Annotated in this window: 19 protein-coding genes and 1 riboswitch; of the genes, 10 read left to right on the top strand and 9 right to left on the bottom strand. The window is 74.6% G+C overall.

Translation table 11 applies throughout. From position 1 onward, the window contains the following. Positions 1-175: 175 nt before the first annotated feature. A complete protein-coding gene (locus tag ACFW6P_RS11665; RefSeq protein ID WP_386351978.1) occupies positions 176-1,687 on the top strand; it encodes a DEAD/DEAH box helicase in 1,512 nt (503 codons plus the stop codon). Between the two features lie 70 nt (positions 1,688-1,757). Next, on the top strand, positions 1,758-2,099 hold the full coding sequence (locus ACFW6P_RS11660; RefSeq protein WP_386351981.1) for a CBS domain-containing protein: 342 nt from the start codon (positions 1,758-1,760) through the stop codon (positions 2,097-2,099). A gap of 97 nt (positions 2,100-2,196) precedes the next feature. On the opposite strand, the gene ACFW6P_RS11655 is transcribed toward ACFW6P_RS11660, so the two are convergent. Beyond that, positions 2,197-2,571: a hypothetical protein gene (locus tag ACFW6P_RS11655; RefSeq protein ID WP_386351984.1), complete on the bottom strand. Its 375-nt coding sequence runs from the start codon at positions 2,569-2,571 to the stop codon at positions 2,197-2,199. A 545-nt stretch (positions 2,572-3,116) separates the two neighbouring features. Here ACFW6P_RS11655 and ACFW6P_RS11650 point away from each other — a divergent pair. Together ACFW6P_RS11650 and ACFW6P_RS11645 are read left to right on the top strand one after the other, a co-directional pair. Beyond that, complete coding sequence (locus ACFW6P_RS11650) at positions 3,117-3,467, top strand: MerR family transcriptional regulator (RefSeq protein ID WP_386351987.1); 351 nt, start codon at positions 3,117-3,119, stop codon at positions 3,465-3,467. 190 nt (positions 3,468-3,657) lie between these two features. After that, entirely contained in the window at positions 3,658-3,879 is a 222-nt protein-coding gene (locus ACFW6P_RS11645) for a hypothetical protein (RefSeq protein ID WP_386351990.1), read from the top strand. A gap of 268 nt (positions 3,880-4,147) precedes the next feature. Here ACFW6P_RS11645 and ACFW6P_RS11640 read toward each other — a convergent pair whose 3' ends face one another. The 4 genes from ACFW6P_RS11640 to ACFW6P_RS11625 form a co-directional block, all read right to left on the bottom strand. After that, on the bottom strand, positions 4,148-5,458 hold the full coding sequence (locus tag ACFW6P_RS11640; RefSeq protein ID WP_386352036.1) for a phosphatase PAP2 family protein: 1,311 nt from the start codon (positions 5,456-5,458) through the stop codon (positions 4,148-4,150). A gap of 302 nt (positions 5,459-5,760) precedes the next feature. Continuing rightward, entirely contained in the window at positions 5,761-6,117 is a 357-nt protein-coding gene (locus ACFW6P_RS11635; RefSeq protein WP_386351993.1) for a hypothetical protein, read from the bottom strand. Further along, positions 6,114-6,764 (bottom strand): Asp23/Gls24 family envelope stress response protein, encoded by a 651-nt coding sequence (locus ACFW6P_RS11630; protein WP_386351996.1) that lies wholly within the window; start codon positions 6,762-6,764, stop codon positions 6,114-6,116. Before ACFW6P_RS11630 ends, ACFW6P_RS11635 begins: the two co-directional genes overlap by 4 nt. Next, complete coding sequence (locus ACFW6P_RS11625) at positions 6,761-7,357, bottom strand: RNA polymerase sigma factor (RefSeq protein ID WP_386351998.1); 597 nt, start codon at positions 7,355-7,357, stop codon at positions 6,761-6,763. The genes ACFW6P_RS11630 and ACFW6P_RS11625 overlap by 4 nt, the downstream gene beginning before the upstream one ends. Before the next feature lie 351 nt (positions 7,358-7,708). On the opposite strand from ACFW6P_RS11625, the gene ACFW6P_RS11620 reads away from it, so the two are divergent. Further along, positions 7,709-8,368: a fasciclin domain-containing protein gene (locus tag ACFW6P_RS11620; RefSeq protein ID WP_386423538.1), complete on the top strand. Its 660-nt coding sequence runs from the start codon at positions 7,709-7,711 to the stop codon at positions 8,366-8,368. Positions 8,369-8,704: 336 nt separating this feature from the next. On the opposite strand, the gene cobN is transcribed toward ACFW6P_RS11620, so the two are convergent. Beyond that, the gene (cobN, locus tag ACFW6P_RS11615; protein WP_386423536.1) at positions 8,705-12,307 is read right to left on the bottom strand and encodes a cobaltochelatase subunit CobN; all 3,603 of its coding nucleotides are present in this window, start codon (positions 12,305-12,307) and stop codon (positions 8,705-8,707) included. Positions 12,308-12,393: 86 nt separating this feature from the next. Beyond that, positions 12,394-12,467, bottom strand: a riboswitch (cobalamin riboswitch). A gap of 103 nt (positions 12,468-12,570) precedes the next feature. Here cobN and cobG point away from each other — a divergent pair. From cobG to ACFW6P_RS11600, 3 genes are read left to right on the top strand one after another with little or no spacing between them, the layout of a single operon-like run. Beyond that, on the top strand, positions 12,571-13,863 hold the full coding sequence (gene cobG / locus ACFW6P_RS11610; RefSeq protein ID WP_386423604.1) for a precorrin-3B synthase: 1,293 nt from the start codon (positions 12,571-12,573) through the stop codon (positions 13,861-13,863). Next, positions 13,860-14,531, top strand: coding sequence for a precorrin-8X methylmutase (locus tag ACFW6P_RS11605; RefSeq protein ID WP_386423534.1), 672 nt, complete (start codon positions 13,860-13,862; stop codon positions 14,529-14,531). Before cobG ends, ACFW6P_RS11605 begins: the two co-directional genes overlap by 4 nt. After that, positions 14,528-16,015, top strand: a complete 1,488-nt coding sequence (locus ACFW6P_RS11600; protein ID WP_386352009.1) for a precorrin-2 C(20)-methyltransferase — start codon at positions 14,528-14,530, stop codon at positions 16,013-16,015. The genes ACFW6P_RS11605 and ACFW6P_RS11600 overlap by 4 nt, the downstream gene beginning before the upstream one ends. A gap of 109 nt (positions 16,016-16,124) precedes the next feature. On the opposite strand, the gene ACFW6P_RS11595 is transcribed toward ACFW6P_RS11600, so the two are convergent. Beyond that, on the bottom strand, positions 16,125-16,916 hold the full coding sequence (locus tag ACFW6P_RS11595; protein WP_386352012.1) for a cobalt-precorrin-6A reductase: 792 nt from the start codon (positions 16,914-16,916) through the stop codon (positions 16,125-16,127). 30 nt (positions 16,917-16,946) lie between these two features. On the opposite strand from ACFW6P_RS11595, the gene ACFW6P_RS11590 reads away from it, so the two are divergent. Continuing rightward, positions 16,947-18,086 (top strand): cobalt-precorrin-5B (C(1))-methyltransferase, encoded by a 1,140-nt coding sequence (locus ACFW6P_RS11590; RefSeq protein ID WP_386352015.1) that lies wholly within the window; start codon positions 16,947-16,949, stop codon positions 18,084-18,086. A 111-nt stretch (positions 18,087-18,197) separates the two neighbouring features. Here ACFW6P_RS11590 and cobM read toward each other — a convergent pair whose 3' ends face one another. Both cobM and cbiE read right to left on the bottom strand, forming a co-directional pair. Next, positions 18,198-18,947 carry a precorrin-4 C(11)-methyltransferase gene (cobM, locus tag ACFW6P_RS11585; protein ID WP_386352018.1) on the bottom strand — a complete coding sequence of 250 codons (750 nt, stop codon included), beginning with the start codon at positions 18,945-18,947 and terminating at the stop codon, positions 18,198-18,200. 33 nt (positions 18,948-18,980) lie between these two features. Then, positions 18,981-20,222: a precorrin-6y C5,15-methyltransferase (decarboxylating) subunit CbiE gene (gene cbiE / locus ACFW6P_RS11580; protein ID WP_386352021.1), complete on the bottom strand. Its 1,242-nt coding sequence runs from the start codon at positions 20,220-20,222 to the stop codon at positions 18,981-18,983. A 230-nt stretch (positions 20,223-20,452) separates the two neighbouring features. Between cbiE and ACFW6P_RS11575 the strand changes: the two genes are divergently transcribed. After that, on the top strand, positions 20,453-20,731 hold the full coding sequence (locus tag ACFW6P_RS11575) for a DUF4190 domain-containing protein (protein WP_386352022.1): 279 nt from the start codon (positions 20,453-20,455) through the stop codon (positions 20,729-20,731). Positions 20,732-20,799 lie beyond the last annotated feature (68 nt).

Here is a 20,799-nt window from a genome sequence, read left to right as displayed (position 1 = left end):
CAGCACTGACGCATTTTTCGCAGCTGGGGCCCGCACTTTCGGGTGCGGGCCCCAGCTCGCTTTGTCCTCAGGGTGATTCGACCCTGTCATTTCCGGCCCGTTCTCGCGATTCCCTGCGCCGCTCTTTCTGCTGCGGAAATTCCTTGATACGTGCCTGCATCGAGGAAGGTTCCCCATGAACCGCACACGTTCCCCTCGCGGACGCAGCAATCGCTCGTACGACCGCTCCACCGGAGGCTCCACCGGAGGCGCGGCCGCAGGCCGCTCCAACGGCCCGCGCCGCTCCGGCGGGTACGCGAACCGCCGCCCGGCCGGCGGGGAGTTCGCGCTCCCGAAGACCGTCACGCCCCCGCTGCCCGCCTCCGAGTCGTTCGCCGACCTGGAGATGCCGGCGCCCCTGCTGGCCACGCTCGGCCGCGAAGGCGTGACCGTGCCGTTCCCCATCCAGGCGGCGACCCTGCCGAACTCCCTGGCCGGGCGTGACGTCCTCGGGCGCGGCCGCACCGGATCGGGCAAGACCCTGGCCTTCGGCCTCGCGGTCCTGGCCCGTACGGCGGGCCAGCGCGCCGAGCCGCACCGCCCGCTGGCCCTGGTCCTCGTCCCCACCCGGGAGCTGGCCCAGCAGGTCACCGACGCGCTCACCCCGTACGCCCGCTCCGTGCGGCTGCGGCTCGCCACCGTCGTCGGCGGGATGTCCATCGGCCGGCAGGCCCACGCGCTGCGCGCGGGCACCGAGGTGGTCGTCGCGACGCCCGGCCGGCTGAAGGACCTCATCGACCGGGGTGACTGCCGGCTCGACGACGTCGCCGTCACGGTGCTCGACGAGGCCGACCAGATGGCCGACATGGGCTTCATGCCCCAGGTCACCGCCCTGCTCGACCAGGTGCGCCCCGAGGGGCAGCGGCTGCTGTTCTCGGCCACCCTGGACCGCAACGTCGACCTGCTGGTGCGCCGCTACCTGACCGACCCGGTGGTCCACTCCGTCGACCCGTCGGCCGGCGCCGTCGACACGATGGAGCACCACGTCCTGCACGTGCACGACACGGACAAGCACCGCACGACCACCGAGATCGCGGCCCGGGACGGCCGGGTCATCATGTTCCTCGACACCAAGCACGCCGTGGACCGGCTGACCAAGCACCTGCTGAGCAGCGGCGTCCGCGCCGCCGCCCTGCACGGTGGCCGCTCGCAGCCGCAGCGCACCCGGACCCTGGCGCAGTTCAAGGACGGTCACGTCACCGTCCTGGTGGCCACCAACGTGGCCGCCCGCGGCATCCACGTCGACAGCCTCGACCTGGTCGTCAACGTGGACCCGCCCACCGACCACAAGGACTACCTGCACCGCGGCGGCCGTACCGCCCGCGCCGGGGAGTCCGGCAGCGTCGTCACCCTGGTCACCCCCGCCCAGCGCCGCGGCATGACCCGGCTGATGGCCGCAGCCGGCATCACCCCGTCCGTCACCCCGGTCCGCTCGGGCGAGGCGGAGCTGAGCCGCATCACCGGCGCCCAGGCGCCCTCCGGCGTCCCGGTGGTCCTCACCGAGCCCGCCGCGGAGCGCCCCCGCCGGGCCTCTTCGCCGTCCCGGGGCAGCCGGGGCGCCCGGGGCCGCAGCGGCCAGGGCCGGCCCGCCGGCGCGAGCGGGCACCCCAGGGCGCAGCGGCGTTCCGGGAACGGCTCCGCCGCCTGAGGGCTGTCGTCCCCCCGGCTGCCTCCGGGCGGCCGTCCAGCCGACCATCCCCCTGCGAAGGAGACCCCCCTTGACGCCAACGCGGACGCAGTACCGCACGCCGGGCCCGGCCCCCGTGACCGTGGTCGAGGACCACGGGCCCCGGGTCGGTGACGACATGACCGTCGAGGTGGCTCTGGCCGTCATGGCGGGTGCCGGGGTCGCGTACCTGACCGTGTGCGACGAGGACGACCAGCGCACGGGTCTGGTGACCCTCGTCCGGCTCACCGATCTGCGCGCCGGCTCCGCGTACACGGACCGGATCCGGCTGCGGGAGGTCCTCGACGGACCGCCGTCCTCGTCCGGGCCCCGCCCCGGCGGCGGGACGAGTGCGCCCCGGGCCGCGTGGCGGCCCGTGACAGCGGCCTGCTGAGAACGGGCGGGAAACCGCCCACAGGGACCCGACGGGGGCCCTGCCGACGCGCGTCGGCAGGGCCCCCGTCGTCATGTGACGGGACGGGGACGGCTCCTCAGCGGTCGGAGTAGCTGACGTCCCCCACCGTCCAGGCGCTGACGTCCTCGATCGCCACGCGGTACATGCCGCCCGTCTCCGGGATGCCGAGGCTTCCCTGCAGGATGCGGGCGAGGTGGAAGTGCAGATGCGTGGGCGCCTCACCGCGGCCGGAGCGGTCTCTGCGCGGGCCGCGGGCGAAGACGTCCGAGAACGGGCCGAGCCGGTCGGAGTCCTTCAGCACCTCCGCCACCCGCTCCCTCCACACGGCCTCCGGAGCCAGCCGGCCGGTGATGACGGCACCGCCGACGACCACGGTCAGCGACATCTGATTGCTCCGCTCGGACTCCACAGCGGCGGAGATGGCGACGAGCAGCTCATCAGGGTTCGACATGACAGCAGAGCTTATTCGGCCCACCGCCCCCTGGGCCGCCCCCGGGGTGGAAACAGGACCGGCGAGGTCCCGGCACGTCAGGGTTCCTTCCGCACGAGGTCCGAGAAATCTACTCCGGCGACAGTAGACTTTTGTTGGCGACAGGGGTACTGTCTGTCTTGCAGACAAGGTCGAACGAAACCCGCCAGAGACGGGACGGGCGGGTAGCCGGATACGAAGTACGCAGGTCAGGGCAGCTCGCCTGGTGTGGAGCCGCCCACAGCAGTACCAGTTCGTTCAGTGGTTGGTTCGGAAAGAAACGGAGGAGCAGACGCCATCAGGATCGCCCGGGAGCGAGGAACACTCGGCCCGGGTACCGCAAGACCCCGGATTGGATGGTGGTCCCCGGTCACGCAGCTGCGATCCCCCGCTCCGCCCTGCCGGGCCGGGTAGCGGAAACAGAAGGTCGGCCAGGCAGTAGGGCCGACGGATGGTGTTGAATTTCCTTCGGGGCCCTGGTGCCGTACGGCACCAGGGCCCCTCGACGCGTTTCACAGCGAGGTGACATGACATCGGACAACCCCCTGAATGACCGTCTGGACGACGACGACTACCCCGCGTACACCATGGGGCGGGCCGCCGAGATGCTCGGCACCACCCCGGCCTTCCTGCGAGCCATCGGGGAGGCTCGCCTGATCACTCCCCTCCGCTCGGAGGGAGGGCACCGCCGGTACTCGCGCTACCAGTTGCGGATCGCCGCGCGCGCCCGGGAACTCGTCGACCAGGGGACGCCGATCGAGGCCGCGTGCCGCATCGTCATCCTCGAGGACCAGCTCGAGGAAGCGCAGCGCATCAACGCCGAGTACCGCCGTGCGGCCCGTGAGGCGGCAGGCCGGTCCGGCGCCGGTGCCGGCTGAGTCCGGGGGCACGGGCCGTGGCCGCGGCGCCGTCGGGGGCGGCGGCCGGCCCGGAACGGGCACAGTGCTGCACCGACTTTCCGCGCATCGGTTCGCGAAACCGCAGGTCAGGGAGGTGACCCGGCGGTGCCGGCCCGAATCTGTGCCGAGAGCCACATCACGCGGGTCACTCAGAGGCGCATACTGAGACATGACCAAACCCGCGGCGCAGAAGCGTCATCTGCCCACCAGCCCCTTCAAGGCCCCCGTCGCACCGGCCCCCAAGCACTTCGCCATGGGCGACCAGGTCACACACGACGTGTACGGCCTCGGACGGGTCATCGGCATCGAGGACGGGATCGCCGCACTCGTGGACTTCGGATCGACGCGGATGCGCATCCTGAGCCCGTACGCGAAGATGACCAAGCTGTAGAAGCGCTGTGCCCGGCCAGGGCACCTTCAGGCCCCTTCGGTGGGGCCGCTACGAAAGAGAGACCTCTCATCGACCTGACGCCGTCGTTCTCCGCCCCGGAGGGGCAGCCCCGCTCCTCCCACACGGCCTCGCCCACTCCGGCCACGAACCCCTTCCAGGCCCCCGACTTCGGGCCGGACGAGACCCTGCCGTCCGAGGGCGCACCGGGGCTCGCCGCCCCGGGCACGTCGGCCGCGGCCTGACCCCCGGGCCGGTCACCGGCCCGTGTTCACCGTGCCGCGGCCGGGGACGGACGCGGCCCTCCCGTGGGGGCCGAGTCGTCGTCCAGGGTCCGGGCGCGCGGTCCGGTCGTCCTCACGTAGCCGTAGATCACCGAGATCATCGCCAGGACGAGCAGGGGCCCGGACAGCTCCGGGCGGGCGGCCATCTCCGTCGGCAGGTGGCGGTACGCCACCAGGAGCGCGGCGAAGACCGCGGTGCCGTAGGCGACCAGCCGGATGTCCGGCCGGTCCCAGCCGTGTGCGTGCGCGCGCAGCGCGGCCTCGATGGTGAGCGCGAACACCACGCCCGCGATGAGGTCCACGCCGTAGTGGTAGCCGAAACCCAGTGTCGCCGCGAGGGTGGCGACCAGCCAGAACGTGCCCGCGTACCGCAGGGCGCGCGGGGCCCGGCGGGTGTGGACGTAGATCGCGACGGCCCACGCCGTGTGCAGACTGGGCATGCAGTTGCGGGGCGTGATCCCGTCGTACGGCATCGGGAGCGGGGTGCCGACCGGTAGCGGGGTGTGCGGCCACAGGTTGGCCGCCGCCCACTCGGGCCCGCCGGTGCCGGAGGCGCCCGGGCCGTAGGCGAAGACCGGTCCGACGACCGGGAAGAGCATGTAGATGCCCGGCCCGAGCAGGCCTATCACCACGAAGGTGCGCACCAGGTGGTGCCTGGGGAAACGGCCCTCGGCCGCCACGTCGCGCAGCTGGTGGAAGGCGACCACGACAGCGGCCACCGCCAGCTGAGCGTAGACGAGTTGGAGGACCTGGGTGCTGAACGGGTCCGTGGCCTCGACGATCCGGCCGGCCAGCCACGAGGGATTGCCCAGCGCGTGGTCGGCGGTGGCCACGTACTGGTCGAGCACCGTCGGATGCGTCTTCGCGGTGATGAGCAGCCAGGTGTCGCCCGTCTTGCGCGCGGCGACCAGCAACAGGCCCAGCCCGACGCCCTTCAGCAGCAGGGCGCGGTCACGGCCGGTGCGGCGTGTGAGGGCGAGGACCGCCGTGCCGAGCATCACCCACAGCGCGCCGGTGCCGAAGGGATGGCCGTCGGTCATCCGGACGTCGAGGGCCCATCGCACCGGCAGCAGGACGATGTCGATTCCGAGCGCGGCACCGGCCGCGATGAACCGCTGCCGCCAGGTGAGCACCACCATCATCAGCACCAGACCGCCGTACAGCGGACCGGCCTTGGGGGCGAGGACCAGGGCCTGCACCTGGTTGGTGATCGGGCCCGCTTCTCCGTAGTGGCGGGCGGCGATCTCCAGGGCGACGAGGAAACCGCACGCCACCACGCCCGCGGTGGCCCACAGCATCACGCGCCAGGAACGCCACGCGGCCGAAGAGGTCGTGCCGCCTATTCGCGCAATCACCCGCGATGCTCCAGCTGTCGGTCTGTCGGCCGCTTCATCGGAATGGCTCGGTGGTCGCCAAGCGATGGGAACCCCATCGCGAGTTCGAACATGTTATCGGAGTGCCGGGGATCGGTGGATGTGTCGCCCGAAACGGTCAGGGAGACGGCCGAAAACCCCGCAGTACGAGGGCCCGGGGGTCGAGCCGTCGGCCCCCTTCCGTGTCTGCCGGTACCCGCCCGAAGGTACCTGGCCGCCCCCGGGGTTCAGACGCGGCCCGTGACCGTCACCGTGAGGCGTGGGGCCGGGCGGTCGGGCACGAGGGCGGCCAGCAGGGTCCCGACGGCGCCGCGGACGGCACGGGCCACGTCCAGGGCCCGCGCCCGGCGGTCCACGACGACGTCTATCTCGATGTGCCAGGAGCCGCCGTCGTCCGGGCCGGTCAGCCGCACACCGGAGGGCCGTTCCCGGGCGGGGTGCTGCCCCGCCGGGCGGGACAGCGCGGAGCGCAGCCGTCCGGCCAGACCCGGCTTCAGGAAGGCCACCCCGGCCACGGCCTCCACGGTCCGGGCGACCTCCTCGGCGAGCGCCGGGGGCGGGGTGTTCGGGCGGTGGGCGGTCATGGCGTACGGCCTTCCTGCTCAGCGTCGCCCGGGGCGGGGACGACGTCGGTGACACGGATGTCCACGGCCGCCACGGGCATGCCCAGCTGCCGGTCCACGGCCTCCCGGACCCGCTCACGCACCCGCGCGGCGACGTCCGGCAGGGAGAGGCCGGCCGGGGCGTGGACGTCCAGCCGGATCACGACGGCGCCGCCGGTCCCTGCTTTGGGCGGGGCGGCTCCGGCGTCCTCGCCCGCCGCGACGGGGACCAGGCGGCAGGAGCCGGCCCGCACCCCGGGGACCGTCTCGGCGGCCGCGAGCACCGTACGGGCCGCGACCGCCTCCGTGATCCACAGGTCCTCCGCGGGGTCGCCGAGGGGCAGGGGGCGGCCCGGGCGCAGTTCGAGGCGCACCAGGTCCATGACGCGCCGGGTCAGCGACTCGGTGTCGTGGGCGGCGGAGCCGGCCGTCTCCCGCAGGCCGCGCACGGCGGACTCCAGCGCGTCCAGTCCGCTCACGGCCTGGCGGCAGGAGGGGCAGGACCGGACGTGGGGGTCGTCGGTGCGCTGCTCCCAGGCGTCCCAGGTCTGCGACAGCAGCCGTCCGCACGGCAGGAGCTCGTCGTCGCCGCCGGGGTCGAAGGCGGGCGGGTCGGTGCGGGCGTTCATCGCCAGGCCCCCAGGGCTCGTGTCAGACAACGGCGTGCGCGGAAGACACGGGCGCGGGCGGCCTCCTGGCTGATGCCGACCGCGTCCGCGACGAAGCCGTAGGGGCGGCCGTCCAGTTCCCGCAGCACCCAGCAGGCACGCTGCTCGGGCGACAGCAGGCCGAGGGCCTCCCGCAGTTCGCGGACCGCGTCCCTCGCCTCGGTGATACGGGCCGGGGACGTGCTGTGCTCGGCCGCGGCCACGTCGCCCACCGCCTCCAGCGGGGTCACGGGTCTGCGCGCCCGCAGCACGTTCAGGCAGCGGTTGGTAACGATCCGGTACATCCAGGTGCCGAAGGAGGAGCGACCCTGGAACTCCGGCAGCCGCCGCCAGGCGCTGAGGAAGGCCTCCTGCACGGCGTCCTCCGCCTCGCTCGCGGTGCCGAGCAGGCCCGTGGCGAGCCGGATCAGCGCCGGGGCGTGGCGCTGGACGAGCAGGGCGAAGGCGTCCTCGTCGCCCTCCGCGGCGCGCACCACGAGCAGGCCGTCGTCCGTGCCGCCGCTGGCGTGGCCGGTGCTGTCCGGTGGTGCGTTCGGGGTGCGGGCGCCCGCCACTGGGCGGCTCCTCTCGTCCGGTCTCCTGGAGGTTCGGCACCGCCGGGCCGCCGCCGTGACGCGGCCGTTCCGCGGGGCGGGGCGATCGCGCGCGACCGCGGGGGCGAAGGCGCCTCGGCGCGCCGTTGCTCAGCGGTTTTTCTTGTGATCCGTAGCCGGAGGGGGGCACGGATGGGTCCCTGAAAAGAATTCATCCGATCGTGGGAACGACCAATCCGCCCGGGCTTCGGGACCGGATTCCCCACGTGACCGAGAACGGGACCGAGAACGAGGAACCACACCGGATTCCCGCGCTCGGAATTCCTGCTTAAGCGCTGCCAGTGAAGCTGTTTCCACCAACAGGAGCCACAGATGAACACCCGTATCCGCCGTACCGCCGTCACCCTGGCCGCCGCCGCCGTCCTGCCGCTGGCACTGAGCGCCTGCTCCGACAGCGGCAGCGACTCGGCCTCGTCCGAGACCTCGTCGAAGGCGTCGGCGTCCGCCTCCACGTCGGACGACGGCATGGCCGGGTCGGAGAGCGGCTCCTCGGCGGACGAGCCGTTCGGTGAGGCCTGCTCGGCGGTGCCCAAGACCGGTGCCGGTTCCTTCGACGGCATGGCCCAGGACCCGGTCGCCACCGCCGCCTCCAACAACCCGGCCCTGTCGACGCTGGTGTCCGCGGTGAAGAAGGCCGGCCTGGTCGACACCCTCAACAACGCCGAGAACATCACCGTCTTCGCCCCGACCAACGACGCCTTCGCCAAGATCCCCAAGGCCACGCTGGACAAGGTGCTCGACGACAAGGAGCAGCTGACGAAGATCCTCACGTACCACGTCGTCGGCCAGAAGCTCGCGCCGAAGGACCTGGAGAACGGCTCCTTCGAGACGCTGGAGAAGTCGAAGCTCACCACGTCCGGCTCCGGCGAGTCGTACACCGTCAACGACTCCGCCAAGGTCGTCTGCGGCAACGTCAAGACCGCCAACGCCAACGTCTACATCATCGACAGCGTGCTGATGCCCAGCAGCTGACGCGCAGCGGCTGACGCCGGCCACGACTGCCGGGCCCCCCACGAGGGTGCCCGGCAGTCGTGCTGACGGGACGGACCCGGCACCCGGAAACCGCCCCGGCAACCGCGCCCCGGATCCGGACGGGGCGGGTCGAAGAACGGAGAGCGACGGCCCTGTTGCCGTACATCGGCTGACGGGCATGCGGCGGACCGGGAGGCAGGCGAACGGCCCCGGAGAACCGGGGCCGTTGAAGGGAGCTCCAGGACCATGGAGTCACGTCCCGCTCGCACCGCCGGGAGGCCGGGGCGCGGCCCGGGGGCGGGCGGCGAGGAGAGGTCCGTGGGGGAGGGCGGGGTGTCAGTCGCCGCCCTCGAGGTCGCCCTCCGTCTCCAGGTACACCTGCCGCAGCGCCTGCAGCACCGCCGGGTCCGGCTTCTCCCACATGCCGCGCGACTCCGCCTCCAGCAGCCGCTCGGCGATGCCGTGCAGCGCCCAGGGGTTGGCCTGCTGGAGGAACTCCCGGTTGGCCGGGTCCAGGACGTACGCCTCGGTGAGCTTGTCGTACATCCAGTCGGCGACCACGCCGGTCGTGGCGTCGTAGCCGAACAGGTAGTCCACCGTCGCGGCGAGTTCGAAGGCGCCCTTGTAGCCGTGGCGGCGCATCGCCTCGATCCACTTGGGGTTGACGACCCGGGCGCGGAAGACCCGGGAGGTCTCCTCGACGAGGGTGCGGGTGCGGACCGTCTCGGGGCGCGTGGAGTCGCCGATGTACGCCTCGGGGGCGGTACCGCGCAGGGCGCGGACGGTGGCGACCATGCCGCCGTGGTACTGGAAGTAGTCGTCCGAGTCGGCGATGTCGTGCTCGCGGGTGTCGGTGTTCTTCGCCGCGACCGCGATCCGCTTGTACGCCGTCTCCATCTCGTCCCGGGCCGGGCGGCCGTCGAGTTCGCGGCCGTAGGCGTAGCCGCCCCACACCGTGTAGACCTCGGCGAGGTCGGCGTCGGTGCGCCAGTCGCGGGAGTCGATGAGCTGCAGCAGGCCGGCTCCGTAGGTGCCGGGGCGGGAGCCGAAGATGCGGGTGGTGGCGCGGCGTTCGTCGCCGTGGGCGGCCAGGTCCGCCTGCACGTGCGCCCGGACGTGGTTGGCCTCGGCGGGCTCCTCCAGCGAGGCCGCGAGGCGGACCGCGTCGTCGAGCAGGCCGATCACGTGCGGGAAGGCGTCCCGGAAGAAGCCCGAGATGCGCAGCGTCACGTCGATGCGGGGGCGGCCCAGCGCCTCGTGCGGGATCGGCTCCAGGCCCGTCACGCGGCGGGAGGCGTCGTCCCAGACGGGGCGGACACCCAGCAGGGCGAGCGCCTCGGCCACGTCGTCGCCGGCCGTGCGCATCGCGCTGGTGCCCCACAGCGACAGGCCCACGGAGGTGGGCCACGCGCCGTGGTCGGTGCGGTAGCGCTCCAGGAGGGAGTCCGCGAGGGCCTGGCCGGTCTCCCAGGCCAGCCGGGAGGGGACGGCCTTGGGGTCGACGGAGTAGAAGTTGCGGCCGGTCGGCAGCACGTTGACCAGGCCGCGCAGCGGGGAGCCGGACGGGCCGGCGGGGACGAAGCCGCCGTTCAGGGCGTGCACCGCGTGGTCGAGTTCGCCGGTGGTCCCCGACAGGCGCGGGACGACCTCGCGGGCCGCGAACCGGAGGATGGCCGCGACCTGTTCGGCGCGCTCGGCGGGGACACCCGCCGCCACGGCGGGGACGGCGGCCGGGTCCCAGTCCGCGTCCTCCATCGCCTGCACCAGCGCGCGGGCCTTCTCCTCCGCCTCGTCGGCGGTGGTGCGGGTCGCGGCGGACTCGTCCAGGCCGAGCGCCTCGCGCAGTCCGGGCAGGGCCGTCGTACCGCCCCAGATCTGGCGGGCGCGCAGGATCGCGAGGACGAGGTTGACGCGGTCGGCGCCGGCGGGCGGGTTGCCCAGGACGTGCAGGCCGTCGCGGATCTGGGCGTCCTTGACCTCGCAGAGCCAGCCGTCGACGTGCAGCAGGAAGTCGTCGAAGCCGTCGTCGTCGGGGCGGTCCTCCAGGCCCAGGTCGTGGTCGAGCCGGGCGGCCTGGATCAGGGTCCAGATCTGGGCGCGGATCGCCGGGAGCTTCGCCGGGTCCATGGCGGAGATCTGCGCGTACTCGTCGAGGAGCTGCTCCAGGCGCGCGATGTCGCCGTAGGAGTCGGCGCGGGCCATGGGCGGCACGAGGTGGTCGACGAGGGTGGCGTGCACACGGCGCTTGGCCTGGGTGCCCTCGCCCGGGTCGTTCACCAGGAACGGGTAGATCAGCGGCAGGTCGCCGAGGGCGGCGTCGGGGCCGCAGGCGGCGGACAGGCCGGCGTTCTTGCCGGGCAGCCACTCCAGGTTGCCGTGCTTGCCGAGGTGGATCATCGCGTCGGCGCCGAAGCCGCCGTCCTCGGCACGGGCCGCGATCCAGCGGTAGGCGGCCAGGTAGTGGTGGGACGGCGGCAGGTCCGGGTCGTGGTAGATCGCGATCGGGTTCTCGCCGAAGCCGCGCGGGGGCTGGATGAGGACGAGCAGGTTGCCGAAGCGCAGGGCGGCGAGGACGATGTCGCCCTCCGCGTTGCGGCTGCGGTCGACGAACATCTCGCCGGGCGCCGGGCCCCAGTGCTCCTCGACCGCCGTGCGCAGTTCCTTCGGGAGCGTGGCGAACCAGCGGCGGTAGTCGGCCGCCGGGATGCGGACCGGGTTGCGGGCGAGCTGCTCCTCGGTGAGCCACTCCTGGTCGTGGCCGCCGGCCTCGATGAGGGCGCGGATCAGCTCGTCGCCGTCGCCGGAGGCCATGCCCGGCACGTCGTCGAAGACGTACCCCTCCGCCCTGAGCCGGCGCAGCAGGGCGATCGCGCTGGCGGGGGTGTCCAGGCCGACCGCGTTGCCGATCCGGGAGTGCTTGGTCGGGTAGGCGGACAGCACCAGGGCCACGCGCTTGTCGGCGGCCGGGATGTGCCGCAGCCGGGCGTGGCGTACGGCGATGCCGGCGACGCGGGCGGCGCGCTCCGGGTCGGGGACGTAGGCGGGCAGGCCGTCGGCGTCGATCTCCTTGAAGGAGAACGGGACGGTGATGAGGCGGCCGTCGAACTCGGGGACGGCGATCTGGGTGGCCACGTCGAGCGGGGAGACGCCCTCGTCGTTCTCCTCCCAGGCGGCGCGCGAGCCGGTCAGGCACAGGGCCTGCAGGATCGGCACGTCCAGGGCGGCGAGCGCGCCCGCGTCCCAGGACTCGTCGTCGCCGCCGGCGGACGCCTGGGCCGGCTTGGTGCCGCCGGCGGCCAGGACGGTCGTGACGATGGCGTCGGCGGCCCGGAGCTCCTCGACGAGCTCGGGCTCCGGGGCCCGCAGGGACGCCACGTACAGCGGCAGCGCCCGGCCGCCCGCGTCCTCGATCGCGTCGCACAGGGCGGCCACGAACGCGGTGTTGCCGCTCATGTGGTGGGCGCGGTAGTAGAGGACGGCGACCGTGGGGCCGTCGCCGCCCCGGGAGGCGCGCTCCAGCGGTCCCCAACTCGGCGCCGGCGCCGGGGCCTCGAAGCCGTGGCCGGTCAGCAGGACCGTGTCGGACAGGAAGCGGGCGAGCTGCTCCAGGTTGGCCGGGCCGCCGTGGGCGAGGTAGGCGTGGGCCTCGGCGGCGATGCCGACCGGGACGGTGGAGGCGGCCATCAGCTGGGCGTCCGGGGCCTGTTCGCCGGTGAGCACGACCACCGGGCGGCCGTCGGCGAGGAGCAGGTCGAGTCCGTCCTGCCAGGCGCGGATGCCGCCGAGGAGGCGGACGACGACCAGGTCGGCGCCGTCGAGGAGACCGGGCAGGTCGTCGAGCGGGAGGCGGGCCGGGTTGGCGAAGCGGTAGGGCACCGGGCCGTCGGCCGCACGGGCGCTCAGCAGGTCGGTGTCGGACGTCGACAGCAGGAGGATCATGCGGCGTCGGCCTTCCTCGGGGTGTCCGCGCCCCGGGTGGTGGTGTGGGGTCCCTGGCTCCTGCGGAGGGGGGAGCCGGGGGAAGGGAGTTCCTGACTTGCCCGGTCTGTGGCCGGGTTCACAGTGGCGGGACCGCGCCGGAATCTCACCGGGCTTCCTCCCCTGGTCGCCGTGTGGCGGTGGTGACGGACCTGATGATCCGCCCGAAGCATAGTAAGGGGCGCGGGAAAAGGGCAGAGCGTACAGCCGATGTGATGGTCGGTATGCTCGCCGCCATGTCCACGGCTGCCCCTCGTCCATCGCCCCAGGCCACAGTGGCCTCACGGGTGCGCGGCGACGCCTGCCCGGGGACGCTGCGGCTGCACACGGCGGACGACGGCGCCCTGGCCCGGGTCCGCGTGCCCGGCGGTGTGGTGACGGTCCGCCAGGCCGAGGTCCTCGCGGACGCGGCGCGGCGGCTGGGCGACGGCGAGCTGCATCTGACCTCGCGCGGCAACGTGCAGCTGCGCGGGCTGCGTCAGGCGTGCGGCGGCGAACTGGCCGGGCTGCTGGACGCGGCCGGTCTGCTGCCGTCGTACACGCACGAGCGGGTCCGCAACGTGGTGGCCTCGCCGCTGTCGGGGCTCGACGGGCGGGGCCTGCGCGAGGTGCGGCCCTGGCTGACGGACCTGGACGCGGCGCTGTGCGCGAGCCAGGCGGCTCCCGGGCTGTCGGGGCGGTTCCTGTTCGCGCTCGACGACGGGCGCGGGGACGTGGCCGGGCTCGGCGCCGACGTGACCGTGCGGGCGGCGGCGGACGGCGCCGCGCTGCTCGGGCTGGGCTCGGGCGGCGAGGTGCTGCGCGTCCCCGCCGGCGACGCGGCGCGGGCCGCGGTGCTGGCGGCGGAGGCGTTCCTCGACCTCGTGCGCGAGAGCGGCTCCCGCGCCTGGCGGGTGGACGAACTCGACGTGCCTCCCGGCGAGTTGCCCCGGGCGGTACGGCGGCGGCTGGACGCCGCGGGAGTCGGCTGCGCGGCCGGGACCTCGGTGGCCGCCGAGAGCAGCGCGGGACCGCCCCCGGGGGCCGCCGGATCCGCCCTGTCCGTCCACGTCCCGCTGGGCCGTCTCACGCCGCCGCAGTGGCGGGAGCTGACCCGGGCGGCCGACGGCGAACTGCGGCTGACGCCGTGGCGCGGGGTGGTCGTGCCCCTCTCCCCGCAGGCCGACGCCGCGGATCTCCTGGCCGGCCTCGCCGCCACCGGTCTCGTCACCGATCCCGCCTCGCCCTGGCTGCGGGTCGGGGCGTGCATCGGCCGGCCGGGATGCGCCAAGTCCCGGGCCGACGTACGGGCGGACGCGGAACGCGCCCTCGCGGCGGCGGGCCGGTCCCCGCTCCCCCTGTACTGGTCGGGATGCGAGCGCCGCTGCGGGCACCCCGCGGGCGACCGGGCCGACGTGGTCGCCGTGGCCGGCGGCGGGTACGAACTGTCCGCCGTCACCGCACGGCGACCGCCGCGCACCGCACCGCTGGACCACCCGTCCCACCTCGCCACCGCCCTGGCGGCGATCAGCCCATGAGCCGTAAGACGACCGAGAGCAGCGAGAACACCACCGTGACCACGTACGACTACGAGAAGGACGGCGCGGCCATCTACCGCCAGTCCTTCGCCACCATCCGCGCGGAGTCGGACCTCGGGGGCCTGCCCGCCGACGTCAGCCAGGTCGCGGTCCGGATGATCCACGCCTGCGGCATGGTCGACCTGGTACGGGACCTGTCCTACACGCCCGCGGTGGTGGCCCGGGCCCGGGAGGCCCTGCGCGCGGGTGCGCCCGTCCTCTGCGACGTGCAGATGGTGGCCAGCGGCGTGACGCGCAGGCGGCTGCCCGCGGGCAACGACGTGCTGTGCACCCTGTCCGACCCGTCGGTCCCGGAGCTGGCGGCGAAGCTCGGCACCACGCGCAGCGCCGCCGCGCTGGAGCTGTGGCGGGACCGGCTGGAGGGCTCCGTCGTCGCCGTGGGCAACGCGCCCACCGCCCTGTTCCGGCTCCTGGAGATGATCGAGGAGGGGGCGCCCCGGCCGGCCGCCGTCATCGGCGTCCCGGTCGGTTTCATCGGGGCCGCCGAGTCCAAGGACGCCCTGGCCGCGCACCCGTCCGGCCTGGAGCACCTGGTCGTCCGCGGCCGTCGCGGGGGCAGCGCCATCGCCGCCGCCGCGCTCAACGCGATCGCGAGCGAGGAAGAATGAGCGGCAAGCTGTACGGGGTGGGGCTCGGCCCCGGCGACCCGTCCCTGATGACCGTACGGGCCGTCGAGGTCATCGCCGCGGCGGACGTGATCGCGTATCACAGCGCCCGGCACGGGCGGTCCATCGCCCGCTCGATCGCGGCGCAGCACATCCGTGCCGACCACATCGAGGAGAAGCTGGTCTACCCGGTCACCACCGAGACCACCGACCACCCCGGCGGCTACCAGGGCGCCATGGACGACTTCTACGCCGAGGCGTCCGCGCGGCTCGGGGCGCATCTCGACGCCGGGCGGACGGTCGCGGTCCTCGCGGAGGGCGACCCGCTGTTCTACGGCTCGTACATGCACATGCACAAGCGGCTCGTGGACCGCTACGACACCGAGGTGATCCCCGGGGTCACGTCGGTGTCGGCCGCCGCGGCCCGGCTGGGCACGCCGCTCGCCGAGGGCGAGGAGGTGCTGACGATCCTGCCGGGCACGCTGCCGGAGGAGGAGCTGACCGCCCGGCTCGCCGCGACGGACGTGGCGGTGGTGATGAAGCTGGGGCGCACCTTCCCCAAGGTGCGCCGGGCGCTGGAGGGTTCGGGCCGGCTGGGCGAGACCCGGTACGTCGAGCGGGCCACCATGAGCGGGGAGCGGCTGGCCGGACTGGCGGACGTGGAACCGGAGTCGGTGCCGTACTTCTCGGTCGCCGTGCTGCCGAGCCAGGTCGACGCGGAGCCCCCGGTGCGGGAGCGGGGCGAGGTCGTGCTGGTCGGCACCGGGCCGGCCGGACCGCTGTGGCTGACGCCCGAGTCGCGGGGCGCCCTCGCCGCCGCCGACGACCTCGTCGGCTACACGACCTACCTGGACCGGGTGCCGGTGCGTCCCGGGCAGCTCCGGCACGGCTCGGACAACCGGGTGGAGTCCGAGCGGGCCGAGTTCGCGCTGCAACTGGCGCGGCGGGGGCGGCGGGTGGCCGTCGTCTCCGGGGGCGACCCGGGCGTCTTCGCGATGGCCACGGCCGTGCTGGAGGTCGCCTCGGAGGCGGAGTACGCGGACATCCCGGTACGGGTCCTGCCCGGTGTGACCGCCGCGAACGCCGCTGCGGCCCGGGCCGGAGCGCCGCTCGGGCACGACTACGCCACCCTCTCCCTGTCCGACCGGCTCAAGCCCTGGGAGGTCATCGCCGAGCGGCTGCGCGCGGCGGCCTCGGCGGACCTGGTGCTGGCCCTGTACAACCCCGGTTCCCGCAGCCGCACCTGGCAGGTGGGCAAGGCCCGCGACCTGCTGCTGGAGTACCGGGACCCGGACACCCCGGTCGTGGTCGCCCGGGACGTCGGCGGCCCCGGCGAGCAGGTCCGGATCGTACGGCTCGGCACCCTCGACCCGGCCGAGGTCGACATGCGCACGATCCTGCTGGTCGGCTCGTCCCAGACGCGTGCGGTACGGCGCGGCGACGGCGAGGAGATCGTCTGGACGCCTCGGCGGTACCCGGAGGAGTGAGCCGGGGCGGCCCCCGGCCGCCGCGTCCGTGGGGGTGAGGGACTCGCGGGCCGTGCGGGGAGTGCCCTGCGGGCGGAGTCACGCCCCCGCCCGTCGGCCCGGTCACGGCTCAAGCGGGCCGTGACCCGATGCCGGGCCCCGTTCCGCGCGGGGCGGGACTTCCCAGGCCCGCGAGCCATGTCACCGCCTCCGCGGCGGTGGCCACGGCCGGTACCTCCCGCGGTGCCGGTGGGCGGCGGACCACGACCACCGGCAGGCCCGCCTCGCGGGCCGCGGTCAGTTTCGGGGCGGTGGCCGTGCCGCCGCTGTCCTTCGTCACCACGACGTCGATGCGGTGCCGGCGCAGCAGTGCGCGTTCGCCGTCGAGGGTGAAGGGGCCGCGGTCGAGCAGGACCTCCATGCGGGGAGGGGCGGGAGGCTCGGGCGGGTCGACGGACCGTACGAGGAACCACCGGTCGCGTACGTCCGCGAAGGCGGCGAGGCCCATCCGGCCGGTGGTGAGGAACACCCGCCGGCCGAGGGCGGGCAGGAGTCCGGCGGCTTCCCGCAGGGAGCCCGTCTCGTGCCAGCGGTCGCCCGGTTCCGGGACCCAGCCGGGCCGGCGCAGGGCGAGCAGGGGAACATGGGCGGTGGCGGCGGCCCGCGCCGCGTGGAAACTGATGGTCCCGGCGAAAGGGTGGGTGGCGTCGATGAGCGCGTCCACCTCATGCGCGCGCAGCCAGGCGGTAAGACCCTCCGCCCCGCCGAAGCCGCCCACCCGTACCTCGCCGGGCGGCAGCCGGGGCGCGGCGACCCGCCCGGCCAGGGAGTTCGTGACCCGCGTTCCGGGCAGCGGCCCGGCCGCCAGGAGCTCGGCGAGGCGACGGGCCTCCGTGGTCCCGCCGAGGATCAGTACGTGCACGGCAGTCCGGTCCCTTCCGAAGAGCGAGTCATGACGAGCGAGGCCAGGGGCGGTCGCAGCGCCCAACTCAAGCACACCGGTCTGCGGCCGGGCTGGACGACCGGCGCCTGCGCGACGGCGGCCACGACCGCCGCGTACACCGCCCTGCTGACCGGCGAGTTTCCGGACCCGGTGACGATCACGCTGCCGAAGGGCCAGACGCCGGCGTTCGCGCTGGCGGCCGAGGAGCTGACGGGCGCGGGGGCGATGGCGGGGATCGTGAAGGACGCCGGCGACGACCCGGACGTCACGCACGGCGCGCTGGTCCGGGCGACCGTGCGGCGGCTGCCGGCCGGGTCCGGGGTCGTGTTCCGGGCGGGGCCGGGGGTGGGCACGGTCACCCGCCCGGGGCTGCCGCTGGCCGTCGGCGAACCGGCCGTGAACCCGGTGCCGCGGCAGATGATGCGCGATCACGTCGCCGAGGTCGCCGGGCGGTACGGCGGCACCGGTGACGTCGAGATCACCGTCTCGGTCGACCACGGCGAGGAGATCGCCCGCTCCACCTGGAACCCCCGCCTGGGCATCCTGGGCGGGCTGTCGATCCTGGGCACGACCGGCGTCGTCGTCCCCTACTCCTGCTCGGCCTGGATCGACTCCATCCGGCGCGGCGTGGACGTGGCGCGGGCGGCGGGCCGTACGCACGTGGCCGGGTGCACCGGCTCCACGTCGGAGAGGACGGTCGTCGCCGAGTACGGGCTGCCCGAGGACGCCCTGCTGGACATGGGCGACTTCGCGGGCGCGGTGCTGAAGTACGTGCGCCGCCACCCGGTGGGGCGCCTCACCGTCTGCGGGGGTTTCGCCAAGCTGTCCAAGCTGGCCGCGGGCCATCTGGACCTGCACTCGTCCCGCTCCCAGGTCGACAAGGGCTTCCTGGCCTCACTGGCCCGCGCGGGCGGGGCGGACGAGGCACTGGCCGCCGAGGTGGCCGCCGCCAACACCGGGCTCGCCGCGCTCCAGCTGTGCGGGGCGGCGGGGGTCCCGCTGGGCGACCTGGTCGCGACGAGGGCCCGCGACGAGGCGCTGGCCGTCCTGCGCGGGGCGCCGGTCGCGGTCGACGTCCTCTGCATCGACCGGGCGGGGACGGTGGTGGGGCGCAGCGGGGTGGCGGGTCCGCGCAGCGGCCCGGCCTGATCCCGGCCGCCGGCCGCCGTCTCGGCAGACGTGCCGCTGCCGGCCGCCGTCTCGGCAGACGTGCCGCTGCCGGCCGCCGTCTCGGCAGACGTGCCGCTGCCGGCCGCAGTCTCAGCAGACGTGCCGTTCCCGCTCCGGCGAGTACAGGTGGCTGTCGCGGAACTGCTCCGCGCCGAGCGTCCGGCCGACCATGACGACGGCCGTGCGCAGCACCCCGGCCTCCTTCACCTGCCCGGCGATCTCGTCGAGGGTGCCGCGCAGGACCAGCTCCTCGGGGCGGGAGGCGTAGGCGACGACGGCGGCGGGGCAGTCGGCGCCGTAGTGCGGGAGCAGCTCCTCGACGACGCGGTCCACGTACCGGGCGGCCAGGTGCAGCACGATGAGGGCGCCGCTGCGGCCGAGGGTGGCGAGGTCCTCGCCCTCCGGCATGGCGGTGGCCTGCTGGGCGATCCGGGTGAGGATGACGGTCTGGCCGACGGTCGGCACCGTCAGCTCCCGCTTCAGCGCGGCCGCGGCGGCGGCGAAGGCGGGCACGCCCGGCACCACCTCGTACGGCACCCCGGCCGCGTCGAGGCGCCGCATCTGCTCGGCGACGGCGCTGAACACGGACGGGTCGCCGGAGTGCAGCCGGGCCACGTCGTGGCCCTCCTCGTGGGCGCGGACCAGTTCGGCGGTGATCCGGTCGAGGTCGAGCTGCGCGGTGTCCACCAGCCGGGCGTCCGGCGGGCACTCGGCCAGCAGCTCGCGCGGCACCAGGCTGCCCGCGTACAGGCAGACCCGGCAGGCGGCGAGCGTCCGGGCGCCGCGCACCGTGATCAGGTCGGCGGCACCGGGGCCGGCCCCGATGAAGTACACGGTCATCTGATCGCTCCTGGAAAGGGGGGTGAGGGTTTGCTACGCGTCCTTCTGCACGGCCCACTGGGTCACCGGCATCGCCTGGCGCCACCCGGTGAAGCCGCCCACGGGCACCGCGTGGGACACGGCGAGCCGCACCAGCTCGCCGCCGCGGCGCCGGCAGGCGTCGGCGAGCACCGCCTCCGACTCCAGCGTGACGGTGTTGGCGACCAGGCGGCCGCCGGGGGGCAGCGCCGCCCAGCAGGTGTCGAGGAGCCCGGGCGCGGTGAGGCCGCCGCCGATGAACACCGCGTCGGGGCGCGGCAGTCCGGCCAGTGCTTCGGGCGCCGCCCCGGTGACGACGCGCAGGCCCGGAACGCCCAGGCGGGCGGCGTTGCGCCCGATCCGCCCGGCGCGCACCGGGTCCCGTTCCACGCTCACCGCACGGCAGGAGGGGTGCGTGCGCATCCACTCGACGGCGATCGAGCCGGAGCCGCCGCCGACGTCCCACAGCAGTTCGCCGGGCGCGGGCGCGAGCACGCCCAGCGTGACGGACCGCACGTGCCGTTTGGTCAGCTGCCCGTCGTGCTCGTACGCCGTGTCCGGCAGCCCGGGCGCGGCGCCCAGGCGCGGGGCGTCCGGGGCGCGGCGGCACTCGACGGCGACGAGGTTGAGGGGGTCGCCGGGCGGGTGCCGCCAGTCGTCGGCGGCGGCCGCGGCGGCGGTGTGCTCGCCGGGGCCGCCGAGCTGCTCCAGGACCCGCATCCGGCTCGGGCCGAACCCGCGGTCGCGCAGCAGGGCGGCGACCTCGGCGGGGGTGCTCGCGCCGGCGCTGAGCACCAGGAGGCGCCGGCCGTCGTGCAGGGCCGCGGCGAGCCGGTCCGCCGGGCGGCCGACCAGGGTCACGACCTCGGTGTCCTCGACGGGCCAGCCGAGCCGCGCGCACGCGTACGACACGGAGGACGGGTGCGGCAGGACGCGCACGGGGCCGAGCACCTCGGTGAGGGTCCGGCCGATGCCGTGGAACATGGGGTCGCCGCTGGCCGGCACGGCGATGCGGCGGCCGGTGTGCGCGGCGAACAGGCCGGGGATCGCGGGGCGCAGCGGCGAGGGCCAGGCGATCCGCTCCCCGGCGCACTCGGGGGGCAGCAGGTCCAGCTGGCGCGGACCGCCGACCAGGACCTCGGCGTCCCGGAGCACGGCGCGCGAAGTCTCCGGGAGCCCCGCCCAGCCGTCGGCCCCGATCCCGACGACGGTCACGTCGGCCGGCGCGGCGGGGTCGGCGGGGCGTACGCGGGTCACGGCTCGGTACCTCGGGGCTCGGGGGACGACACCGACGCACTTTACGGGGCGCCGGGCGGCGTCCCCCTGCTCGGGGTGGACCCCGGCAGCCGGCCCCGGAACGGGCGGAATCCACGCCGCGGGATTCATGGACATGGCAAGACGGCGAGGGGGCATGCGAAGAAGCAAGTCGAGAAGTGAGAAGAGTGCGGGCGGTCGGGTTCGCACCGTGGACAACTGGGAGGCCCACCATGGCGAGTTACGGCAGCTCCTCCGCCGCGTCCGGATCGCGTGCCAACGGCCTGGCGATCGCGAGTCTGTGCTGCGGCATCATCGGGCTGTTCTTCCTGAACATCGTCCTGGGCCCGCTGGCCGTCATCTTCGGCGCCGTGGCCCGCCGTCAGGGCGGCGCCGGGAACGGCATGGCGAAGGCCGGCATCGTCCTCGGCGTCGTCGACGTGGTCCTGTGGCTCGTGCTGCTGCTCGTCGCCGCCAACAACGGCGGTTTCAGCTGGTACGTGGGCGGCTGACGGCCGCCCGGGGACGGGAACGCGACGGGGACGGACTGCGTCGGCCGGCGGCCCACCGTGCCGCCGGC

Origin of the sequence: Streptomyces sp. NPDC058741 (assembly GCF_042746715.1) — a bacterium.
GTDB lineage: Bacteria > Actinomycetota > Actinomycetes > Streptomycetales > Streptomycetaceae > Streptomyces.
Note: the sequence above shows the minus strand (reverse complement) of the source record. Positions and strands in the feature narration are given on the sequence as shown.

Excerpts from the sequence above, each read along its gene's own strand:
- ACFW6P_RS11665 (WP_386351978.1), top strand. The coding sequence starts at position 176 with ATGAACCGCACACGTTCCCCTCGCGGACGCAGCAATCGCTCGTACGAC.
- ACFW6P_RS11655 (WP_386351984.1), bottom strand. The coding sequence starts at position 2,571 with ATGTCGAACCCTGATGAGCTGCTCGTCGCCATCTCCGCCGCTGTGGAG.
- ACFW6P_RS11650 (WP_386351987.1), top strand. The coding sequence starts at position 3,117 with ATGACATCGGACAACCCCCTGAATGACCGTCTGGACGACGACGACTAC.
- ACFW6P_RS11645 (WP_386351990.1), top strand. The coding sequence starts at position 3,658 with ATGACCAAACCCGCGGCGCAGAAGCGTCATCTGCCCACCAGCCCCTTC.
- ACFW6P_RS11640 (WP_386352036.1), bottom strand. The coding sequence starts at position 5,458 with ATGCTGTGGGCCACCGCGGGCGTGGTGGCGTGCGGTTTCCTCGTCGCC.
- ACFW6P_RS11635 (WP_386351993.1), bottom strand. The coding sequence starts at position 6,117 with ATGACCGCCCACCGCCCGAACACCCCGCCCCCGGCGCTCGCCGAGGAG.
- ACFW6P_RS11630 (WP_386351996.1), bottom strand. The coding sequence starts at position 6,764 with ATGAACGCCCGCACCGACCCGCCCGCCTTCGACCCCGGCGGCGACGAC.
- ACFW6P_RS11620 (WP_386423538.1), top strand. The coding sequence starts at position 7,709 with ATGAACACCCGTATCCGCCGTACCGCCGTCACCCTGGCCGCCGCCGCC.
- cobN (WP_386423536.1), bottom strand. The coding sequence starts at position 12,307 with ATGATCCTCCTGCTGTCGACGTCCGACACCGACCTGCTGAGCGCCCGT.
- cobG (WP_386423604.1), top strand. The coding sequence starts at position 12,571 with ATGCTCGCCGCCATGTCCACGGCTGCCCCTCGTCCATCGCCCCAGGCC.
- ACFW6P_RS11605 (WP_386423534.1), top strand. The coding sequence starts at position 13,860 with ATGAGCCGTAAGACGACCGAGAGCAGCGAGAACACCACCGTGACCACG.
- ACFW6P_RS11600 (WP_386352009.1), top strand. The coding sequence starts at position 14,528 with ATGAGCGGCAAGCTGTACGGGGTGGGGCTCGGCCCCGGCGACCCGTCC.
- ACFW6P_RS11590 (WP_386352015.1), top strand. The coding sequence starts at position 16,947 with ATGACGAGCGAGGCCAGGGGCGGTCGCAGCGCCCAACTCAAGCACACC.
- cobM (WP_386352018.1), bottom strand. The coding sequence starts at position 18,947 with ATGACCGTGTACTTCATCGGGGCCGGCCCCGGTGCCGCCGACCTGATC.
- ACFW6P_RS11575 (WP_386352022.1), top strand. The coding sequence starts at position 20,453 with ATGGCGAGTTACGGCAGCTCCTCCGCCGCGTCCGGATCGCGTGCCAAC.